At 41.4% G+C, this 21,903-nt stretch carries 25 protein-coding genes; 16 read left to right on the forward strand and 9 right to left on the reverse strand.

The window, feature by feature from the left end; genetic code table 11:
- Positions 1-4: 4 nt before the first annotated feature.
- The 12 genes from phnT (at position 5) to M1E86_RS17945 (ending at position 10,632) form a co-directional block, all read left to right on the forward strand.
- Positions 5-1,114, forward strand: a complete 1,110-nt coding sequence (gene phnT, locus M1E86_RS17890) for a 2-aminoethylphosphonate ABC transport system ATP-binding subunit PhnT (protein WP_213913358.1) — start codon at positions 5-7, stop codon at positions 1,112-1,114.
- Position 1,115: 1 nt separating this feature from the next.
- Positions 1,116-1,976 (forward strand): 2-aminoethylphosphonate ABC transporter permease subunit, encoded by an 861-nt coding sequence (gene phnU / locus M1E86_RS17895; protein ID WP_213913359.1) that lies wholly within the window; start codon positions 1,116-1,118, stop codon positions 1,974-1,976.
- Positions 1,977-1,978: 2 nt separating this feature from the next.
- Entirely contained in the window at positions 1,979-2,776 is a 798-nt protein-coding gene (phnV, locus tag M1E86_RS17900) for a 2-aminoethylphosphonate ABC transport system, membrane component PhnV (protein WP_213913360.1), read from the forward strand.
- A gap of 403 nt (positions 2,777-3,179) precedes the next feature.
- Positions 3,180-3,683: a fimbrial protein gene (locus M1E86_RS17905; RefSeq protein WP_206276274.1), complete on the forward strand. Its 504-nt coding sequence runs from the start codon at positions 3,180-3,182 to the stop codon at positions 3,681-3,683.
- Between the two features lie 109 nt (positions 3,684-3,792).
- Positions 3,793-4,308 carry a hypothetical protein gene (locus M1E86_RS17910; protein ID WP_213913361.1) on the forward strand — a complete coding sequence of 172 codons (516 nt, stop codon included), beginning with the start codon at positions 3,793-3,795 and terminating at the stop codon, positions 4,306-4,308.
- 193 nt (positions 4,309-4,501) lie between these two features.
- Positions 4,502-4,633: a hypothetical protein gene (locus M1E86_RS17915; protein ID WP_272664528.1), complete on the forward strand. Its 132-nt coding sequence runs from the start codon at positions 4,502-4,504 to the stop codon at positions 4,631-4,633.
- Between the two features lie 34 nt (positions 4,634-4,667).
- On the forward strand, positions 4,668-5,603 hold the full coding sequence (gene pyrB / locus M1E86_RS17920; RefSeq protein WP_125890652.1) for an aspartate carbamoyltransferase: 936 nt from the start codon (positions 4,668-4,670) through the stop codon (positions 5,601-5,603).
- A gap of 13 nt (positions 5,604-5,616) precedes the next feature.
- Complete coding sequence (pyrI, locus tag M1E86_RS17925; protein WP_102138191.1) at positions 5,617-6,081, forward strand: aspartate carbamoyltransferase regulatory subunit; 465 nt, start codon at positions 5,617-5,619, stop codon at positions 6,079-6,081.
- Between the two features lie 162 nt (positions 6,082-6,243).
- Positions 6,244-6,630 (forward strand): RidA family protein, encoded by a 387-nt coding sequence (gene ridA / locus M1E86_RS17930; protein WP_213913362.1) that lies wholly within the window; start codon positions 6,244-6,246, stop codon positions 6,628-6,630.
- Positions 6,631-7,037: 407 nt separating this feature from the next.
- Complete coding sequence (nrdD, locus tag M1E86_RS17935; protein ID WP_213913363.1) at positions 7,038-9,176, forward strand: anaerobic ribonucleoside-triphosphate reductase; 2,139 nt, start codon at positions 7,038-7,040, stop codon at positions 9,174-9,176.
- A 4-nt stretch (positions 9,177-9,180) separates the two neighbouring features.
- Positions 9,181-9,645: an anaerobic ribonucleoside-triphosphate reductase-activating protein gene (gene nrdG, locus M1E86_RS17940; protein ID WP_213913364.1), complete on the forward strand. Its 465-nt coding sequence runs from the start codon at positions 9,181-9,183 to the stop codon at positions 9,643-9,645.
- Between the two features lie 42 nt (positions 9,646-9,687).
- On the forward strand, positions 9,688-10,632 hold the full coding sequence (locus M1E86_RS17945) for a 5'-nucleotidase (RefSeq protein WP_213913365.1): 945 nt from the start codon (positions 9,688-9,690) through the stop codon (positions 10,630-10,632).
- A 2-nt stretch (positions 10,633-10,634) separates the two neighbouring features.
- Here M1E86_RS17945 and M1E86_RS17950 read toward each other — a convergent pair whose 3' ends face one another.
- Both M1E86_RS17950 and bhsA read right to left on the reverse strand, forming a co-directional pair.
- Positions 10,635-11,066: a YhbP family protein gene (locus M1E86_RS17950; RefSeq protein WP_319863504.1), complete on the reverse strand. Its 432-nt coding sequence runs from the start codon at positions 11,064-11,066 to the stop codon at positions 10,635-10,637.
- 319 nt (positions 11,067-11,385) lie between these two features.
- Positions 11,386-11,637 carry a multiple stress resistance protein BhsA gene (gene bhsA, locus M1E86_RS17955; protein WP_125890656.1) on the reverse strand — a complete coding sequence of 84 codons (252 nt, stop codon included), beginning with the start codon at positions 11,635-11,637 and terminating at the stop codon, positions 11,386-11,388.
- A gap of 270 nt (positions 11,638-11,907) precedes the next feature.
- On the opposite strand from bhsA, the gene M1E86_RS17960 reads away from it, so the two are divergent.
- Positions 11,908-12,246, forward strand: a complete 339-nt coding sequence (locus M1E86_RS17960; protein ID WP_213913367.1) for a GIY-YIG nuclease family protein — start codon at positions 11,908-11,910, stop codon at positions 12,244-12,246.
- Here M1E86_RS17960 and M1E86_RS17965 read toward each other — a convergent pair.
- Both M1E86_RS17965 and ubiT read right to left on the reverse strand, forming a co-directional pair.
- Positions 12,219-12,722, reverse strand: a complete 504-nt coding sequence (locus M1E86_RS17965; protein ID WP_125890658.1) for a GNAT family N-acetyltransferase — start codon at positions 12,720-12,722, stop codon at positions 12,219-12,221. The genes M1E86_RS17960 and M1E86_RS17965 overlap by 28 nt on opposite strands.
- A complete protein-coding gene (gene ubiT, locus M1E86_RS17970; protein WP_125890659.1) occupies positions 12,716-13,240 on the reverse strand; it encodes a ubiquinone anaerobic biosynthesis accessory factor UbiT in 525 nt (174 codons plus the stop codon). Before ubiT ends, M1E86_RS17965 begins: the two co-directional genes overlap by 7 nt.
- Before the next feature lie 513 nt (positions 13,241-13,753).
- Between ubiT and ubiU the strand changes: the two genes are divergently transcribed.
- Complete coding sequence (gene ubiU, locus M1E86_RS17975) at positions 13,754-14,749, forward strand: ubiquinone anaerobic biosynthesis protein UbiU (RefSeq protein ID WP_125890660.1); 996 nt, start codon at positions 13,754-13,756, stop codon at positions 14,747-14,749.
- Positions 14,750-14,766: 17 nt separating this feature from the next.
- Entirely contained in the window at positions 14,767-15,642 is an 876-nt protein-coding gene (locus M1E86_RS17980) for a U32 family peptidase (RefSeq protein WP_125890661.1), read from the forward strand.
- 39 nt (positions 15,643-15,681) lie between these two features.
- Here the strand turns inward: M1E86_RS17980 and M1E86_RS17985 are convergent, their stop codons facing one another.
- From M1E86_RS17985 to M1E86_RS18005, 5 genes are all read right to left on the reverse strand, one after another.
- Complete coding sequence (locus M1E86_RS17985; RefSeq protein WP_125890662.1) at positions 15,682-15,999, reverse strand: type II toxin-antitoxin system YafQ family toxin; 318 nt, start codon at positions 15,997-15,999, stop codon at positions 15,682-15,684.
- The gene (locus M1E86_RS17990; RefSeq protein ID WP_125890663.1) at positions 15,980-16,273 is read right to left on the reverse strand and encodes a type II toxin-antitoxin system RelB/DinJ family antitoxin; all 294 of its coding nucleotides are present in this window, start codon (positions 16,271-16,273) and stop codon (positions 15,980-15,982) included. The genes M1E86_RS17985 and M1E86_RS17990 overlap by 20 nt, the downstream gene beginning before the upstream one ends.
- 129 nt (positions 16,274-16,402) lie before the next feature.
- Positions 16,403-17,557, reverse strand: a complete 1,155-nt coding sequence (locus tag M1E86_RS17995) for an ABC transporter permease (protein ID WP_125890664.1) — start codon at positions 17,555-17,557, stop codon at positions 16,403-16,405.
- On the reverse strand, positions 17,557-18,702 hold the full coding sequence (locus M1E86_RS18000) for an ABC transporter permease (RefSeq protein ID WP_125890665.1): 1,146 nt from the start codon (positions 18,700-18,702) through the stop codon (positions 17,557-17,559). Before M1E86_RS18000 ends, M1E86_RS17995 begins: the two co-directional genes overlap by 1 nt.
- Before the next feature lie 11 nt (positions 18,703-18,713).
- Positions 18,714-19,685 (reverse strand): HlyD family secretion protein, encoded by a 972-nt coding sequence (locus M1E86_RS18005; RefSeq protein WP_213913369.1) that lies wholly within the window; start codon positions 19,683-19,685, stop codon positions 18,714-18,716.
- A gap of 515 nt (positions 19,686-20,200) precedes the next feature.
- Here M1E86_RS18005 and M1E86_RS18010 point away from each other — a divergent pair.
- Positions 20,201-21,886, forward strand: coding sequence for a sensor histidine kinase (locus M1E86_RS18010; protein ID WP_125890726.1), 1,686 nt, complete (start codon positions 20,201-20,203; stop codon positions 21,884-21,886).
- Positions 21,887-21,903: the final 17 nt, after the last annotated feature.

The raw sequence follows: 21,903 nt of genomic DNA on the forward strand, positions 1-21,903 counted from the left end.
TAAGATGTTGATGAAACGAAAAGTCACTACAGCAATACAGCAAACCGAACACTCTGGGATCACATTAGAGTCTTTACGTGTCTCTTATCATAATAATGTCGTGCTTAAGCCCCTAGACTTAACCATCGACCCCGGGGAAATATTGGTGTTGATTGGCCCATCAGGTTCAGGGAAAACCACGGTATTGCGTGCTATTGCAGGGTTCGCTCAACCAGATAGCGGGCGCATTTTATTGGGTGATACGGATATCACCCACCTTCCCCCGTATCAACGCGGACTTGGCATGGTCGTGCAAAACTACGCACTCTTTCCCCACATGAAAGTGGAAGAGAATGTCGCGTTTGGTTTGCGAGCACAAAAACAGCCCAAAGCACTGATTAATGAGCGAGTCGTTGAAGCCCTTAAAATTGTTGGAATGACGGATTACGCAACCCGCTATCCTCACCAACTCTCAGGGGGGCAGCAACAGCGGGTTGCGATTGCGAGAGCAATTGCCGTAAGGCCTCGAGTCCTGTTACTTGATGAACCACTTTCCGCGCTCGATGCACAGATCCGCCACAATATGGTCGAAGAAATCGCCCGTTTACACCGTGAACTGCCTGAATTGACTATTCTTTACGTCACCCATGACCAAACGGAAGCACTCGCACTTGGTGACAAAATTGGCATCATGAAAGAGGGCTACTTAGTCGCACATGGTGAGAAAAATGCCTTATATCACCGCCCACCCAACCGTTTTGCCGCTGAGTTTTTAGGCCGAGCCAATATTCTAGCCGCTACCGCGCTCGGTTTTTCAACAAGCCCTGGGAAAGTGAATGTCAGTTGTGGTGGAACATTGCTGGAAGCCCATACATTAGGTATGAGAGCGGGTACACACAAATGGGTGTGCATTCGCCCGCAACACCTCACTCTATTGCCAAATACCAATACCACTAATCAGCTACAAGCTACATTAACGTCTATTCGCTGGCAGGGAGATTTAACCCATTTAATTTGTGATGTTGCTGGAGAAACCGTGAGTGTTGCCGTTACCCATTTGGCCTCACCACCTGCAGTAGGCGATAAACTCACTTTATGGTTTTCACCTGCAGATACCGTTTTAATTGAGGAATAACATGTCACATATTAGCGTGCCAAAAGGTTCATCAATAACGATAAAGCCCATTTATTGGATATTGCCCCCATTGCTGGTGTTAGCTACGCTGTTTTTTTATCCCTTATTGTTGATAGCCCAACAAGCACTGCAAAATGAAACCGGAGGATGGGGGTTAGATGCATTTTGGCAACTGATTGAGTCAAAACGCTTTATTAATGGGTTATGGAATACTCTCTACATTGCCATTTTTGCCACCTTAGGCTGCCTTGTGATAGGCAGTGTTTTATCGCTGATCTTGGTGTTTATTCCTTTTCCGGGAAGCCGTTTTATCACTCAAGTAATTGATACTTTTATTGCCCTACCGACTTTTTTGATCACCCTCGCTTTCACCTTTATTTATGGTTCTGCTGGGCTACTCAATGGCACCTTGATGGCATTGTTTGATTTCGAACTGCCCCCCGTTGATTTCCTTTATTCCATTCATGGGGTGATCTTAGCAGAAATTACCGTTTTTACCCCTCTGGTCATGCGCCCTCTCATGGCAGCATTGCGCCAAATAGACAAGAGCCAGTTAGAAGCCGCCAGTATTTTAGGTGCGCACCCTGCGCGGGTGATCGCGAAAGTCATTTTTCCTGCAGCACTTCCCGCTCTATTAGCCGGTGGCAGCCTGTGCCTACTGCTAACCACCAATGAATTTGGCATCGTACTGTTTATCGGGGCGAAAGGCGTCAATACCTTGCCGATGATGGTCTACAGTAAAGCGATATTAGAGTCAGATTATGCGGTGGCATGCATGATTGCCTTAATTAACATCTTGCTTTCACTCGGGTTATTTTTCCTATACAGAATGGCGACCACTCGCCTTGGAGTAAGGAATTAATTATGTTGATATGGTCTAAAAAAGGGCGAGCAATCGCGACTATCATTGCCATCAGCTTATTTTGTTTATTATTTTTGCTGCCTTTAGTGATGATTTTAATGTCAAGTTTCAGCCGACAATGGAATGGTATTTTACCTTCAGGCTTCACTTTTGAACATTTTGTGAACGCGTTTAGTGGGCCTGCTTGGGATGCCATATTATCGAGCCTAGTGGTTGGTTTTAGTGCCAGTCTATTTGCACTGTTTTGTGGGCTTTGGGCTGCGTTAGCATTAAGAAGACACAGCGGGAAAATACAAAAGTGGCTGAGTATCGCATTCTATCTACCCAGTGCAATTCCTTCTGTTTCTATTGGGCTTGGGATCCTTGTGGCATTCAGCCAAGGCTATTTACAAATGAATGGTACCTTTTGGATTGTATTTAGTGCTCACTTTGTGTTGATTTCTGCTTTTACGTTTAGCAATGTTTCCACTGGCTTAGCGCGTATTTCTCCCGATATTGAAAATGTTGCTTTTAGCTTAGGCGCTTCCCCTTGGTATCGCCTCTGCCATGTGACCTTACCACTATTGATGCCATGGATGATTTCAGCATTAGCATTAAGCCTATCACTGTCCTTAGGGGAACTTGGTGCCACGATGATGTTATATCCCCCCGGTTGGGCCACTTTACCCGTATCTATTTTCAGTTTGACCGATAGAGGCAATATTGCAGATGGTTCGGCACTGACGATTGTGTTAGTTTCAGTAACATTATTCCTAATGTTTAAACTCGAAAAAATAGCAATAAAATTAGGGCAAAAATAAATACCAAGCCAGATAAAAACCCATCATGGGTTTTTATCTATTTTCTTATAACTCTAAATTTTATTAACGATAACACTCTCACATCAACACTATTATTTAATTTAAAACTAACAAACTATATTCTTAAAATTAAATTAGAAACCAATCATAAAAAAACACGCAGATTACTTAAGTAAAAAAACATAGCTATTAAAATATATAACTATTAAATAAAATATATTAGCTACGCATTTACCCCCAAACACTTAAATATGATAAACCGCCACGGTTTAAAAAAAGAGTTTTAACTCAAATTGAAATTCAAAAGCAAGATTAAATAGTTATTTAATCTCCATCTATTTAATAGAATTAATATATTTATTAGAATATAAAACTTCTCAAAATCAATAAAAGGATTTTTATTATGCATTTGCTAAAAAAAAGTGGTTTAGCACTCTTACTGTGTGTGTCTTTACCTGCTCTATCCGCCGTTCAAAATATGCCAATCAATATCAAAGGGACGTTCTCAAACGTGACCCAGCCTTGTAATGATGCCAAGCTTGAAAATACAACAAATTTTGGTGCTATCAATACATTAGAAAAAGTGGGTGATGAAACCGCATACCGTAACTCGGGTTATTTAAGTTTTTCATGCGAATTCCCTGCAGATGCGAAACTCACTTTCGTCGCCAACAATGCGCCAAATTCACCTGAAGCATTTAAAACCTCAAGTGATGCATTTGGTGTGAAATTAAAATATAACAGCACCGAAATTAAACCTGGTCAATCTGATGATATTAAAGTAGTTAAAGGCGGAAATACTATTTACTTCTATACCAGTGTTGCTCGTTTATCCGCAAATGGCCCTAATGACTTTGGTAATCACACTTTTGATATTACTGGTAACTTAGCGATTACTTACCAGTAACAGATAGAAAAAAGATATTCGTGGCTGAGCAAGATTATTCCTCAGCCACACAATAATGGTTTAATAATATAAAAATAGATAAAGCATGATTTATCATTTGAGAAATACTATGAATTATGTCACCCCTTTAAAAGCATTATTACCCTTCGTATTATTATTTGGCACGGTTTCTATTTCTCAAGCGGCAACACAAAATATGCCTATTCATATTAGTGGCTCATTTTCAGCAACAACCGCAATATGCCATATGTCGAGTAATACAGTATCGAGCTATCGTGTATTAGCTGTTGGGAGAAATAGAAATATAGGTCAAGAAATCGCACCACATAAAATTGAGCTCAATATTGATTGCAATACGAACGCCAAAGCACAATTATCCTTTAATGCTCCATCAACGCCTTATTCAAGCCATTTATTTCAAACTTCCAGTAATGCATTCGGCGTTAAATTAAGCTGGCAAGGGGAACCTATTTTCCCTAATGAAAGTGTCGCCATTGCCATGACACAGAATCAAAAAAGTTACTATCTCGATGCTGTATTAGTCAGAGTTGCCCCTAATGGACCCGGAGATTATGGCGAGCACTCGTTTAATATTGCTGGAAACTTAGCGGTAGATTACCCATAGATACTGGCTGGTTTCTACCAGCGCTCAATTTTCCGTCATCTTGTTGATTTTTTCCACTTTTATCTCATCGTCTAGTTTTTGTACAAAATAGAAACGTAAATGCAAAAATAAAAAAAATGTATTTTTCTTTATGCAAACGCTTGCGTCATGGAATGAGATGCGTATAATGCGCCACAATTTGCCGGGAGAAACCATGAACGCTGCTGCTCTATTTTTTACAGAGAACACCTCCACTGCACTGCCTTCTGGTGGTCTGGACAGCCTGTTTTTCCCCTTCTTATTTATAAAAAAGCCCCTCAATGAGGGGCTTTTTTTTGGCCTATAGACCTAATATGTCTTGCTGACACAGGAGAACAACAATGCCGAACCCTTTATACCACCGCGATATCATCTCAATTAATGATTTAGACCGTTCAGACCTTGAGTTAGTGCTTAACGTCGCTGCTTCATTAAAAAAACAGCCACAACCTGAGTTTCTAAAGCATAAAGTCGTCGCAAGTTGTTTCTTTGAAGCCTCTACACGCACACGTTTGTCATTCGAAACGGCGATTCATCGCTTAGGGGCGTCTGTTGTTGGTTTCTCTGATAGCACCAACACTTCACTCGGCAAGAAAGGCGAAACTCTGGCAGATACCATCTCTGTCATCAGCCAATACGTGGATGCAATTGTCATGCGCCACCCTCAAGAAGGCGCCGCTCGCCTCGCTAGCCAGTTTGCAGGCCAAATCCCTGTCATTAATGCAGGCGATGGTTCAAACCAACATCCCACACAAACGTTACTCGACTTGTTTACTATCCAAGAAACTCAAGGCCGTTTAGAAAACCTGCAAATTGCCATGGTCGGTGACCTAAAATATGGCCGAACCGTGCATTCCTTAACCCAAGCGCTGTCTAAATTTGACGGTAATCACTTCTACTTTATTGCCCCTGAAGCGCTTTCAATGCCAAACCATATTCTGCACATTTTAGAAGAAAAAGGCGCAACCTACAGCCTCCATAATAATATTGATGAAGTGATGCCAGAACTCGACATCCTGTATATGACCCGCGTACAAAAAGAGCGTCTCGATCCTTCTGAATACGCGAATGTTAAGGCGCAATTTATTTTAAGTGCCGCTGACCTGCATTGTGCAAAACCGAATTTAAAAGTCTTACACCCACTGCCTCGTGTTGATGAAATCGCGGTAGATGTAGATAACACACCGTATGCTTACTATTTCCAGCAAGCAGGAAATGGGATTTATGCAAGGCAAGCATTGTTATCTCTGGTTTTAAATAAAGAATTGGCTATCTGAGGAGGAAATTACCATGACACACGACCATAAATTACAAGTTGAAGCAATCAGCCACGGTACCGTTATTGACCACATTCCTGCTCAAATTGGTTTCAAATTACTAAAATTGTTTAAGCTAACAAAAACAGACGAACGCATCACGATTGGCTTAAATTTGCCATCAAGCAATCTAGGCAAAAAAGACATTATCAAAATCGAAAATACCTTTTTAACCCCAGAGCAAGCTAACCAATTAGCCATGTATGCCCCTGAAGCCACCGTTAACCGTATTGAAGATTACCAAGTGGTAGAAAAACTTGAACTCACACTGCCTCACTATATCGACAATGTGTTAATTTGCCCAAACAGCAACTGTATTAGCCATAATGAACCTGTATCAAGCAGTTTCCGCGTGAAAAAAATCGGCAAAGAAGTCGCACTGACGTGTAAATTCTGCGAAAAAGAGTTCGATAGAGACGCTGTGATCAATAACCAATAGGTTGTTTTTGCGTAGACTGCGGTGTTGTCTAGGAGCAATCCATGTTTATAATGGTGCCTAACACCCCATAAAGTTATACTCAACATCATACCAAACTACAGAAACCGCTGTGGCTTGCCATATGATGAGTATTTTCTCATTACGTGATGAAACGGAGTAGTTATGTCATACGAAATCAATACAGAAAACGCACCAGCAGCGATCGGTCCTTACGTTCAAGGCGTAGATTTGGGTAGTATGGTTATCACATCAGGGCAAATCCCTGTCGACCCTAAAACGGGTGAAGTGCCTGAAGATATCGCAGCACAAACTCGCCAATCACTGGCTAACGTAAAAGCAATTTTAGAAAAAGCTGGCTTAAGTGCGGCTAATATCGTGAAAACAACGGTATTTGTAAAAGATTTAAATGACTTTGCGACCGTGAATACGACCTATGAAGAGTTTTTCAAACAGCATAATGCCCCATTCCCAGCTCGTTCTTGCGTTGAAGTTGCTCGTCTGCCAAAAGACGTAAAAATTGAAATCGAAGCAATCGCTGTGCGTAAATAATAATGACGTAAAGCCAAGCACCCCATGAATTAAATGGGGTGTTTTTCATTTTATTCCTTTTATTCCTTTTATTCCTTTATACACAAGCTCACACATTCCTCGTTCTCCTCATGTTTCTTGATAACAAAAGCATGCCACACATTTATTTATTCGATTAAAATTAACATCGCTGACTAAAAGATTTATTTCCTCTGCGCTTTTGATATTCATACAAATTATTTTTTTCCTTGTTTTAAATCAAATAGTGGTGATCTAAAAAAAAGCAAAATACCACATATTGTGCTTTAATTACAGCCAACGACACAACATATAGTATTTATTCACATTTTATCCACAGATTAGTACCCGTGATAAACATGGCGAATAGCTGAAGTCGCATTGTGGATAACTTAACAAGGAGAATGCCCGTGGGAACGGTTGTTATAAAAAGAGATGGTTGTCAGGTCGGTTTTGACCTTCCACGAATTCAAGAAGCCGTTAAGCGTGCAGCGGCTGCTGTGAATGTTAAGGATGACGATTATTGTCTTCAGGTTGCATCTGTTGTTACAGAGCAACTTTGCAGCCGTGACCGAGTGGATATCGCTGAAATCCAAGACGCTGTAGAAAACCAATTGATGGCCGGACCTTATAAAGACTTAGCTCGTGCTTATATTGAGTATCGCCATGATAGAGACAGCGAACGCGAAAAACGCAGCCAATTGACGCATGACATTCGTGGGCTAATCGAACAAAGTAACGTCTCTTTACTCAATGAAAATGCCAATAAAGACAGTAAAGTGATCCCGACACAACGCGATTTACTCGCAGGTATCGTCGCTAAACATTATGCAAAACAACATATTTTGCCAAGAGATGTCGTTATTGCACACGAACGAGGCGAAATTCACTATCATGACCTCGACTATGCGCCTTTTTTCCCGATGTTTAACTGTATGTTAATTGACCTTGAAGGTATGTTAACTAATGGTTTTAAAATGGGAAATGCCGAAATAGAGCCACCAAAGTCTATTTCAACCGCAACAGCCGTTACCGCACAAATTATCGCCCAAGTTGCTAGCCACATCTATGGCGGTACAACCATTAACCGCATTGACGAAATTTTAGCGCCATATGTCGCAATCAGCTATGAAAAGCACCTAAAAGTCGCCAAAGAGTGGGGAGTTGCAGATGCGGAAGGTTATGCACACAACCGTACAGATAAAGAGTGTTATGATGCTTTTCAGTCCTTAGAGTATGAAGTCAATACACTCCACACTGCAAATGGCCAAACCCCCTTTGTGACTTTCGGTTTTGGCCTTGGCACTTCTAAAGAAGCGAGACTCATTCAGCAATCTATTCTGAAAAATCGCATTGCTGGCCTTGGCAAAAACCGTAAAACAGCGGTTTTCCCGAAACTCGTCTTTGCGATTAAAGATGGTTTAAACCATAAACTGGGGGATCCTAATTACGACATCAAACAACTCGCTTTAGAGTGCGCCAGTAAGCGCATGTACCCTGACATTCTTAACTATGATCGCGTCGTTGACGTGACGGGGTCATTTAAGACCCCTATGGGCTGCCGCAGCTTCCTTGGCGTCTATGAAGAAAATGGGCAACAAATCCATGATGGGCGCAACAATTTAGGGGTTATCAGCCTAAACCTGCCTCGCATTGCTATCGAAGCGCAAGGCAATGAAGATGCATTTTGGGCATTACTGGATGAACGCCTAGCAATTGCTAAGAAAGCATTAATGACCCGGATTGCCCGTTTAGAAACCGTAAAAGCACGTGTTGCGCCAATTTTGTATATGGAAGGCGCCTGCGGTGTTCGCTTAAAAGCTGACGATAACGTTGCAGAGATCTTTAAAAACGGACGTGCGTCTATTTCCTTAGGTTACATTGGGTTGCATGAAACCATCAATGCGCTTTTTGGCACACAAACTCATGTCTATGATGACAAAAAATTACGTGAAAAAGCGGTCAAAATTGTCAGCCGCTTACGCCAAGCCACTGATGAGTGGAAAGCCCAAACAGGCTACGGTTTCAGCTTATACAGCACACCAAGTGAAAACTTGTGTGACCGTTTTTGCCGTATCGATACCGCTGAATTTGGTGTAATACAAGGTGTTACCGACAAAGGTTACTACACCAACAGCTTCCATTTAGATGTTGAAAAACAAGTCAATCCTTACGATAAAATTGATTTTGAAGCCTCTTACCCAGCTATCGCGAATGGTGGTTTTATCTGTTACGGCGAATATCCTAACTTACAACATAATGTTAGAGCCTTAGAGGACGTGTGGGACTACAGTTATCAACATGTGCCTTATTATGGGACTAACACTCCAATTGACGAGTGCTATGAATGCGGTTTCTCCGGTGAGTTTTCTTGTACTAGCAAAGGCTTTACCTGCCCTGCTTGCGGTAATCATGACACAAATAGAGTTTCTGTTATCCGTCGAGTTTGTGGTTATTTAGGTAGCCCAGATGCCAGACCATTCAATGCGGGAAAACAGGAGGAGGTTAAGCGTCGTATCAAACACTTAGGTAACGGACAACTAGGTTAACACGATGAATTATCACCAATATTATCCTGTTGATGTGGTCAATGGCCCTGGAACTCGCTGTACGCTGTTTGTGGCAGGGTGTGTTCATCAATGCCGTGGTTGTTACAACCAAAGTACATGGAGAGTGGATTCTGGCATACCATTCACCCAAGAAATGGAAGACCAAATTATCCAAGATTTGCAGGACACGCGAATCCATCGGCAAGGGCTTTCCCTTTCAGGTGGAGACCCGCTGCACCCAGCCAATTTACCTGCGGTGCTCAAGTTGGTAAAACGCGTAAAAGCAGTTTGCCCAGATAAGGATATCTGGTTATGGACAGGATACACATTGGGTGACTTCACGCTTGAACAGCAAAAAGTGGTGAGCTTTGTCAATACCGTGATTGACGGCAAATTCGAGCAAGATTTACATGACCCGCGCTTAATTTGGCGCGGCAGCTCAAATCAGGTGATTCATAATTTGCGTTGAGCCTTATATTACCTATATAGTGAAATTAACTGGAATATATTGATGTCTTATGACCTTGAAAAAAGACTAGTAATTGGCGTTGCTTCGAGTGCAATGTTTGATCTCCATGAGGCAGATAGCATATTTAGAAATAAAGGTGAGGAAGAATATCGAAAATATCAAGCGGAAAACATAGATAAGCCTCTCGAAAAAGGAGTTTCATTTTCTTTTATTAAACGACTACTTTCTCTTAATGATTTAAGTGAGCATCCAGAGTCAGATCCTTTAATTGAAGTTGTCTTACTTTCACGAAATGATCCTGATACTGGCTTAAGAGTGATGAAATCCATCGAGTATCATAAATTACCAATTTCTAGAGCCATTTTTATGCAAGGAAAATCGCCGTATGAATATATTCCTGCATTGAATATTTCCTTATTCTTATCTGGCAACCCTAGTGATGTTAAGGAAGCTATACATTTAGGTTATCCAGCTGGTTATGTAATGCAATCAGCCATTATTGACGACGACGACGACGATCTTAGAATAGCATTCGACTTTGATGGGGTTTTAGCTGACGACGAATCTGAAACTGTGATGCATAATACTAAGGATTTAAAACAATTTCATAGGCATGAAACGCTAAATGTATTGCAACCACACAACCCTGGTCCACTTAAAGAGTTTTTAGTCAAAATATCTGCCATTCAACAAATTGAAGTGCAAAAAAAACAAATAGACCCTAGTTATAAAAATCGAATTAGAGTTTCAATCGTTACAGCAAGAAATGCACCTTCCCATGAAAGAGCAATTAACACCTTAAAGCGATGGGGAGTTATGACAAATGATGCATTCTTCTTGGGTGGAGTCGATAAAGGCTTGGTATTAGGCGTTCTGAAACCTCATATTTTCTTTGATGACCAATCAGGTCATTTGACCTCAACAAGCTCAGTAGTACCATCCGTACATATACCTTTTGGTATTAAAAACGAAGAATCTTTGAGCTAAGCTTAACGCACCCAATGCAACTTAGTGCCAAAACCTAGCTTATTATCCACCATTTTGACATTATCTAAGTGAAGCTGCCAAACCGGCAGTTTCGCTGTTAGTGCGACAGGAAAACGACGGCAATACTGGGCTCTCGCCAATTGCTCTTTCTCCCCCTCGAGTCTCTCAATGAACCCTTTAAACTGGATACCTTGTATCTGACTAACCGCTTTCGATTGTGTGGAAATAGTACCAGCAACTTGTGGGTTAGCCACCATTAACAGCCCATGTTTTGAACTAGGGTCGGTCATTAAAATCAGTGACATACTTTTCGCATCAAATGCATAGTAACAACTGGCAGGCCAGATATCATTGTGATGGTGAGTAAACAGGGAAAAAACGTGTTGGCGGGCAATATAGCGTTGGATGTGTTTTAACGTTTGTTCAGGCGTCATAGCGGTTTCCATATAAACCCGTTCAGAACAAGCTTTCGGGTTACCCCTAAGCTTGCTTAAACTGTTCTGAACGTAGGTATAAAATTCGCTATTACTATAGCCTAACTAATTAAAAAATGGTTCTAATTAGTTTTATCACTCTAATTAACTTGGGTTTTTACACCATATCACCCGAGCCTTTACTCTAAATAATTCGAGTTGTAGCTAGGCGGCAAGTGAACGAAGCGCTAGGAGCATACATAAGTATGTGACTAGTGCGAATGAACGCGGCCAACAACGCTACGGCTCGAAGTATGACGAGTAAATATGACGAATAAATTTATTTATAAATAGCTGCTGTACCACTCATGCTATTCTCACCGCCAGCTGAAATCACACGGAATGAAGTTGCACCAGCTTCATCAGCTTTTTTGGCTAATTGTGCGGTCAGGTCATTGACACTCACAGCACCCGTTACTGAGACATAACCAGCTGCAGGCTGACTAGTATGTTGAACTTCTTCAGCAGCCATTGAACCAAATGAAACAGCACCTAAAGCTAAAGCAGCAGCAAATAATGTTGATTTTTTCATCGTATATACCTTCTTATAAAATTGATTTTTAGCTGGGATTTTTACTGTCCCTCTGTGATATGGATCATATTATGCGCTTTATTTTGAAAAGAGAATTAGCTAATTTTGCTATAGTCATTCAAATATTTTGAATGATAACTTAGGTTGAGGTTACAAATTTGTGACAGTTTCATATCATTTTTTATTTATATTTTAATATGTTATAAATATCTTACTTAACGAATATATTCGTCGTTAACCTAATATTTTCTTCTTATAAATCAGCACAGAATGATAAAAACGACACTAGAAAAAAAACAATCAAAACAAAGTGATTGGTATCTTTACTTAGTAAGAGAGAGAAATAACGCCTTGTATTGTGGTATCACCACCGATGTACAACGTCGTTTTGAACAACATAAGGCAGGAACAGGGGCAAAAGCATTGAAAGGAAAAATGCCTCTAGAATTGGTATTTTCGTGCTTTATTGGTTCTCGTTCGGCAGCTTCAAAAATGGAATATCAAGTTAAGCAACTAAATAAAAAAATAAAAGAAAGGCTGGTCATTGACCAGCCTGATGACTTAGTTAGCTACTTAGCTAGCTATAAATTATTGAAGTGTGAAGAGTAAGTCACCAAACCTTGGTGTTCTCCAATCTCGCCATTTTCTAAGCCACAAACCAAAAAGTGAGCCTGTTGTTCAGGCCATTGGCAACTTATACCGTGGGTTGCAGCGGGTTCAAAACCGAAACGTGAATAGTAGCGTTCATCACCCAGTACAACGACCGCACCGTAACCAAACTCATTAAGGCTATCTAACCCTTCATAGACCAGTTTTTCTGCGATCCCTTGGCCTTGATGCGCTTTACTTACCGCTAATGGTGCAAGACCGACCCATTGTACGTCTTCCTCGTTAACGTCCACAGGCGTGAAGCCAACATAACCAATCACTTCACCATCATCGTTTGTTGCCACAACCCCGAGCGTTAGCAAACCATCTTCACGCAAATGTTGAACAAGGTTAGCTTCCGCTTCAGTTGGAAAGGTTTCTCTCAATAATTTATCAATACCCATTGCGTCGACAGGGATTTCAACTCGGATTAGCATGATGTTAACACAGGCGATTTATGCTCTGCGTCCTCACTTTCATGCACCGTTTTAATCACATCGGCTAATTGTAGCAAAGCAAAACGCAGTGGCGCTGGCATGTTTTCAAGCTCGAAAGCATCCATTAAATTCTTCACATAGAGGCCGAGTTCGGTGTCCCCTTCAATCACCAATCTACGTTGGAAAAAGAGCGTATCGGGGTCTTCTTTACGCGCGGCGATCAGTACCAGATCATTCGCGTTACCACTCACACTAACATCAGCCTCTGCATGCTGTTTTACAGACAGTTGGCCATCTTGCAAACTGATAAACCAGACTAACGCTAAGTCACGGACCTCAACCTTTAGCCATTTGTCTTCAAGAAAATCCAGCTCCCCTTCCTTCACTGACTCACGAAATTGCCAGCTTAGCAACTGTTCAAGAACCTGACGCTGCACTGCGAATGGGGTCACTTTCAAAGGCAGTTTTAAAAATGAAGGGCCTTTTGTGATGAGTTGAGAACGAATTTTACTTAACACAGTACTGACTCCCGTAGTAATTGTCTGCCCGTTTTCGTGTAACTACTTAACCGCAGTAGCAGCTCGAATTATTTAGGGTAACATATTGCATATTTAGATGATTGAATTTTCAACGCTAATAACTCCATTTATTGAAGTCATTAACCTAACATTTGACTCACGATGAGTTATATTGCCAAAAAATGATATTATTGGATTGATCCTATATCAACTTTTACACATCCAGCCAATATTTATTTTTCACATCCCTTTGATAAAAACTATCTCTAATTACCTATTTTCTCCAATAAACAATCAAAAGTCAGTCAAAAATAACGCATACCTTCCATTTACAAAACTTATTCTCTGTCATTTAATGAAGTCCCTTTATTACCCACCAGCCCTCTTTTTTCCTTAACGACCTTAATTAACGAATACTGATATCCATTAACAATTTCTCTGCTCTAAATCAAAATCTATAACAGTTCTGTTGACTAGAATGTCAGCTGTTAAATTTGATACAGGGATAGAACAATGGAATTACTCTGCCCCGCAGGGAATTTGCCCGCGTTAAAAGCGGCTGTCGATAACGGTGCTGATGCCGTTTACATTGGATTAAAAAATGATACCAATGCGCGCCATTTCGCAGGACTTAATTTTACGGAAAAAAAACTGCACGAAGCAGAGCGCTATATTCATAACCGTAAACGAAAATTACACATTGCGATTAATACGTTTGCGCATCCTACTGGTTACGAACGTTGGCAAAACTCCGTTGATCTTGCAGCAGATCTCGGTGCCGATGCGCTGATCTTAGCCGATATCGCAATGTTGGAATACGCGGCAAATAAATACCCACATATTGAAAGGCATGTTTCTGTTCAAGCCTCTGCCACCAACACAGAAGCCATTCGCTTTTATCAACGCAATTTCGATGTACATCGCGTCGTACTTCCTCGCGTGTTATCCATTCATCAAGTCAAACAACTGGCTAGAAATAGCCCTGTACCACTTGAGGTATTCGCCTTTGGTAGCCTGTGCATTATGGCAGAAGGACGTTGCTACCTTTCTTCTTATCTTACGGGTGAATCACCCAATACCGTAGGCGCATGCTCCCCAGCACGCTTTGTTCGCTGGCAACAAACGGAAGAAGGCATGGAGTCTCGCTTAAATAATGTGCTGATAGACCGCTACCAAAAAGATGAAAATGCAGGCTATCCAACGTTATGTAAAGGACGTTATCTTGTCGATGATCAGAAATATCATGTCCTGGAAGAGCCTACCAGCCTCAACACCATTGAATTATTACCTGAATTGATGGCAGCAAATATTGCCTCTGTCAAGATTGAAGGCCGCCAACGTAGCCCCGCTTATGTCACGGAAGTGACCCGTATTTGGCGGCAAGCCATCGACCGCTACAAATCCAACCCTAATCACTTTGTCACCGACCCGAAATGGCTAAAAGCATTAGGTGGGCTTTCTGAAGGAAGCCAAACCACGTTGGGCGCTTATCATCGTAAATGGCAGTAATTTAAAAGGTAAATATCATGCAGTACTCGTTAGGATCTGTTCTTTATTATTGGCCAAAACAGACGCTGGAAGATTTTTATCAACACGCCATGCAAAGTGACGCCGATATTATTTATCTCGGTGAGACGGTGTGCAGTAAGCGCCGGGAAATGAAGCCCAATGACTGGATAGAACTCGCCCAGCAACTCACTAAAAGTGGCAAACAAATTGTCCTGAGCACCCTTGCTCTCCTTCAAGCACCTTCAGAACTTAAAGAGATCAGCAAGTTAGTTGATAATGGTGAGTTTCTCGTTGAAGCCCATGATTTTGGTGTGATCAACATGTTAGCCGAAAGAAACCTGCCTTTTGTCGCAGGTCATGGTTTGAATTGCTATAACGCACAGACCTTAAATATTCTCTTACGCCAAGGTATGACCCGCTGGTGCATGCCTGTAGAGTTATCGCGTGACTGGCTCGTTAATTTGCTAAATCAGTGTGATGACATCGGCATTCGTGGCAAATTTGAAGTGGAGGTCATGAGCTATGGGCACTTACCACTTGCCTATTCTGCACGCTGTTTTACTGCACGCTCTGAAAATAAGCAAAAAGACGAGTGTGAAACCTGTTGTATTAATTACCCCCAAGGGCGCAAAGTACTCTCCCAAGAACAACAACAAGTGTTTACGTTAAATGGCATTCAAACGCTCAGTGGCGCTTGCTATAACCTCGGCAATGACCTGCATTCAATGCATGAGCTTGTGGATATTGTGCGTATTTCTCCTGAAGGTATTGAATCTCTTGAAGTTATCAAGCAGTTTAAAGCCAATGAAAGTGGGGATACCCCGCTAAATATAGCCAATCAAAACTGCAATGGTTACTGGCGACAAATTGCAGGGTTATCGCTAGTGCCTTGATATACAATAGGTAATGAGTTCGAACTATAGCTCATTACCTTAACCAAATAATTCGCTGTGCGAACCAATATCAACGAAAGTGATTAAATTACCTTTATCTGACAACCGATAAACCAGTAAGAAATCACCACCAATATGAAGCTCCCTAGCTCCTTGCCATTCATGACCTTCTAATTCGTGGTCAAGATATTCTTTTGGTATCATTTTTTGAGAAAACAGTATTTCCATAACGAGAACAGCCGTGTTCATATCCCTACGGCCCGCTCGGTTATATCGTTCCCATGACTTCTTAAACGTTGGTGTATAAGCAACCTGCCTTGGTTGCTTAGCTCGCTTATTACTTGGCTTCTGAGTCAACTTTGCTTAACTCCACCATCATTTCGTTAATTGAATCGTAGTGCTGCTCAATAGCTTTAGCTTCTTTCAACGCTAGTGTAGTTTTCAGTGAAGGTTGCTTACGTTTGATTTCAAAGGGAACTCTTTGCTCTTGAACTACTTGCTCTAAAAACAAACGAATAGCTGCGCTAATAGTCAAACCACAATCTTGTAATACACTTGTGGCTTCCGCTTTTAATTGTTCATCAATTCGACTACGAACATCTGTTGTTTTCATTTTCAATAGTGTTGACATATCATCCCCCCACACGCATCAAACGTAGCTACATTGTGACTACATTGTGTTGAGTTTAGCATTTGTCGATTAATTAGTCATTATTTCTTTAGGTCGCCTTTTCTAATAGACCATAAACACGATTAAATATTAATGCCGATGCCTGCGCCAACGGTTAAACATATGGCTAATATGGCGCAATTCGCCATCTCGAAGCATACCGATGAATACCCCAATAACTGTATAAATAACCCCTAGAATCAACATCATCACGATATCCATCAGGACATCGCTAAACGGTAGCCCCATTTGATTAAGGCCTGCCATGGCATTTGTGGCCCATGTTGATGGCAATGCTGAAGCAATCATACGTACCCAATCAGGCATCGCCTGCAGTGGCCAAATCGTGCCTGACATGTAAAACACTGGGGTCGTAATAAATGCCAAGGTTAAATAGATCATTTCGACACTGCGCAAACATTCCGTCACTAACTTACCAAGCCCTAGAACCGCTAATAGGAATGGGAACGTGAACATCCAAATAACATATAGTGGCGCTTCTTGCCGATAACCCAATACCCACGGCCAAAGGGCGAAAAATACGGTAGATAAAAATAACCAAATCGGAATTAAAGCGGATAATGCTCCTAAATAAACCGCTAATGGTGGTTTTCCTTTAGGCGTAGAACGAACCGCGATACTCACTCGCACGCAGGCAATTAGCAGGGAGTGCTGCAGTAACATCACCAATAGGCCAGGAAAAACAATCGCCGCAAAGCTAATCCCTGGGTTATACAATGGCTCAGTTTCACTGCGGATAGGGGTAATAATCACTTTAGCCTGTTCTGGGCTATAACCTGCTTTAGTGAGTAGCTGAGTATTATAAGCATTGAGCAGTGTTTGATAGGCTTTTGATAACTCTTGCTGAATTTGCCCACTCGCTAGCCGGTTGGTCCCATCACCATACACTGGCACTGTGATATTTTTACCGCTCAATAAATGTTGTTGGAAATCCGTTGGAATGATAATTATCGCAAATAGCTTTCTCGCAATCATATCCTGACGCGCTTGAGCAAGGTTGTCATAACTCTGCAACTGCACTTTTGGTGTTGCATCGAGATCACGGATTAGCTCGCGGCTTGCGGTGCTGTGATCCATATCAATCACTGCAACAGGTAAATCCCAAAGAACGGGCTTTGCATAAACTAAGCTCATGACGCACAGAGAAACCAACAATAACAGCCACATCGGTTTTTCCAGCATCCCCAGCAGCACTTTACGAAAGGTTGCAAAATAGATAGCCATCAGACAACCCCCCCTTGGTTTTCTAAACGTTTGATTAGTCGCTTACGGATTAAAAAGCCAATCACAAAGGGGTAAATCAATAAAAATAGACACACTTGAACAATGCGAGCAAAAGAAATTTCCCGCAAGAAAATATCAAACATAGCATTCAATGTATGTGTAAGTGGTTCAATGTTCGAAATGATTTTTGCAGGCAATATCATTGACAGCTCGGGTACCGCCATACCCGAAAAGGCCAAAGCGATACTCACCAGCATCCCTATCAAGCTATATGCCATGATGGCACTTGAGGTAAAACTAAACAGTAATAAGCCGATACTTTGTGCTGCTATCACATAGAAAAACCCTAATATAATCATATACAACGGGTTACCAACCACTTTAGCATCAAAGATGGTAACCAATGCCGCAATCTCTACAGCAAGTAATATACTGAAAAATAAGGTGTAAGGAGCTAGCTTCCCGAGTAGCGCCATGATAAACGGTTTAACACTTTGTAAGGTGGAACCCCGTGACATCGTATAAATTGTTGCAGTAACAACAAATAGCTGCAGCATATGAATAGTTGCGGCAAACTGTTGATAATAAATATAACTACCACTCGGGTTGAATAAGCTGTCATAAGAAAGTGTCACTTGAGCTAACGGTGGCAATGCCTTTCCCATTGACTTCGCCATTTCTTGTCGATACTTCGCATTCAGCTCTGCCACCAGCCCACTAAAATCTTGAATGGCATAACTACCCGATGCATAAAAGAGCGCATTATAGTACATACGAAGTTCAGGCTGACGGCCCCGTAAAACATCTTCTTCAAAGTTATGAGGAATGTACAATAATGCGTAATCTTTTGAACTACCTAGCCTTTTTAATGATGTGCTTAAATTATCATCTATCGTTTTTACGTCCGCATGCGGGCCTGCGTTGAGGTCGCGAATAATTTGCCGAGATACAGGGCTATGGTTGTCATCCACTACAGAAACAGGTAAATCCATTAATGTCCCCTCTGAAAAGTTAGCGCTAACTAACGTAAACAGCATTAATGGAAACAGCCAACTTAACCAATGAAAAACAGGGCTACGTATAGCCATTTGAGTTTCACGGCTAAAAGCATGCTCAAAACCGTGCCAAGCGAACTTAAATTTCATGGCAACACCTTTTACTTATCCCAGTGCCATAACACACTCATGCCAGGCCTTAGTCCTTCAATCGGCTCTACAGGATATAAGCGAATTTCAAATGTTTTTAAATCGAAGTCACCCGTTGCACGTGTTGCTCGTTTTGTCGCATAGTCACCTTTCGGTGCAATATAGCGAACCTCAGCTTCAATCAACTTGTTCCCCAAAGCAGGTACATCCAGCTGTACTTTGTCGCCTTTTTTCACATCAACTAAAATATCTTCACGTAAGTTATAGACAAAATAAGCTTGCGGTAGCCGGATTAATGAAACGAGTGGGCTTCCTGCATTAAATAACTCGCCAATTTCCGCGGGGATAGGTCCTACCTCACCATCAACAGGAGCTTTAACTTGCAAATCATCAACTTGTACTTGCAATTCAGCCAATTTTTGTTCTGCCTGATTAAGTGCAGCTTCATATTGATGGCGTAATTCAATACGATCACCATTCTGGCCTTCTTCTAATCGTGCTTTTGCCCCTTGTACTTGCGAAAATGCCACTTCTTTGGCCTTACGTGCGTTATCTAGCTCATTCGCCGATACATACCCTTTATTTTTTAAATTGCTCAAACGTGCATATTCACGAGATGCATTTTGATATTGGGAGTTAGATTGCGCTAAAGTAGCCTTAAGATCACGGATGGTTTCTTCGCGAGTACCATTAATAGAGAGTTCTAACTGTGCTTTTGTTTGGTCTCTTGCCGCTTTCGACGCTTCATATTGTGCTTGCAGCTCAGGACTTTCTAATGTTAATAAGAGTTGCCCTTGTTTTACATCATCACCACGCTCAATATGACGTTCAACCACCCGCCCTTTTGCTTTCGACGTGACGATCACTTCGGGTGCATCTACCTCCCCCTGTAACAATAAATATTGGTTGTGAGAATGAAAAAGTGCCGCTGCTGCTATTAAGATAAGCATCAGCAAAATCAGTGCTATTGTTCTTTTTTTCATTATTTATGTGAACCTTAAATAATAACGGGGGAAACTATCATCCCTTGAGTATGACAAGAAAATTAAATACAGCGTTAATAAATTCGTGCGCAAGATCACGAAAAGGTAGGACATTGATTAATATTGAAACGATTTTGGCCTTATGTCAAATAATGATGAACGTACTTTTCCCAAATGTCGATTACTTAACCAATGGCTTACGGTATAATAACCAGCCAAATAAAAACTAATAAAAGATAGTTAAAGTGAATAACTCTCCCCCAATGCAGCGCTAAAAAGTAATTCAGTAAGATAAAAAACGACAAAAGAAGATAGCTTGGGGAGCATACACAAGTATGTGACCCAAGGAGCTGAACGCAGTCAACACCCCACAATGTGAAACATGGCGAGCTATGCTCTAAATAGTTCGCATTATGGGTAGGCGACAAGAGAAGATAGCTTGGGGAGCATACACAAGTATGTGACCCAAGGAGCTGAACGCAGTCAACACCCCCAGAATGTGAAATATGACGAGCATGTACGAATTTGACTTAATATTACTCCTCCTCCAGCAAATGTGCGTCTACTTAGTGATCGCATGGGTCCTCAGTCGCACCCCGCTGGTTATCCCCTTACTTAAAGTTACTATCCGATTACCTCATAAGGTAATGTGCTACCTGATTTTCTCCGTATTTTGCATTATCGGGACTTATTTTGGTTTACATATCAATGATTCTATTGCAAATACTCGCGCTATTGGTGCCGTACTTGGCGGATTATTAGGCGGCCCTGCGGTAGGCTTTGCCGTCGGTTTTACTGGCGGATTACATCGTTACTCATTGGGTGGCATGAGCGCCTTTGCCTGTATGGTCTCAACGATTGTTGAAGGGTTAATTGGTGGATTAGTTCATCGTCACTTTATGAAACGTGGCGAAATTAATAAAATTTTTAACCCTGTGATCGCCAGCTGTGTCACTTTTATTGCTGAAATCATACAGATGCTAATTATTTTGTTGTTAGCAAAACCTTTCGATGAAGCCCTCGAACTCGTTAAAAATATCGCGGCACCAATGGTCATCGCGAATACGATTGGCGCAGCCATGTTTATTCGTATTTTACTCGACCGCCGTGCTATCGTTGAAAAATATACGACTGCATTCTCTGCTCAGGCACTAAAAATCGCCTTAACGACTGAAGGTATTCTGCGTAAAGGCTTCAATGCTGACAACAGTATGAAAGTCGCTAAGATTATTTATCAAGAGTTAGAAATTGGCGCCGTTGCCATTACTGATCGTGAAAAAATCCTCGCGTTTATTGGTATTGGTGCTGATCACCACCGACCCGGAACACCGATCTCATCCATTCAATCAAGACAAGCCATTGAAAACAATGAAGTTGTATATGCTGACGGCAATGAAACTCCATATAAATGTTCATTAAGCCCAACCTGCAAACTCGGCTCTGCATTAGTGATCCCATTACGTGGGGAAAATGAAAAAGTCATTGGTACAATAAAACTGTATGAAGCGAAAAATAGCTTGTTTAGTTCCATAAACCGGACCCTAGGTGAAGGGATCGCTAGCTTATTTTCCGCACAAATTTTAGCGGGCCAATATGAACGTAATAAACAATCATTATTGCAATCTGAAGTTAAGCTACTTCACGCCCAAGTCAATCCTCATTTTTTGTTCAATGTGCTCAACACGCTACAAGCAGTGATCCGCAAAGATAGCCAGCAAGCCGGCCAGCTTGTGCAGTATATCTCGACTTTTTTCCGTAATAACCTAAAAAGACCAGAACAAAATGCCACGCTCGGTGAAGAAATTGAACATATCAACGCCTATTTGCAGATAGAAAAAGCCCGTTTTCAAGAAAGCTTACAAATTCATATTGAGATCCCTGATGAAGTCAAACAGGTTGAACTTCCAGCATTTACTCTGCAGCCCCTTGTTGAAAATGCAATTAAACACGGCACCTCACAGTTATTAGAAACAGGATATATTACAATACGTAGTTATATCGGCAGTGAACATGTCTACATCGAAATAGAAGATAACGCGGGGCTATACAAGCCCACTAAAAAATCCGATGGCTTAGGAATGGGACTAGTCGATAAACGCTTACGTTTAAAATATGGTGAGCAATATGGTATCAGCGTAGAACATGAGCCAGAAAAATTCACTCGAATGAAAATTCGCCTGCCTTATTTGGCGACAACATAATAATGATTAAATTACCT

The sequence above is a fragment of the Providencia sp. PROV200 genome (assembly GCF_049901995.1).
Lineage (GTDB): Bacteria > Pseudomonadota > Gammaproteobacteria > Enterobacterales > Enterobacteriaceae > Providencia > Providencia rettgeri_E.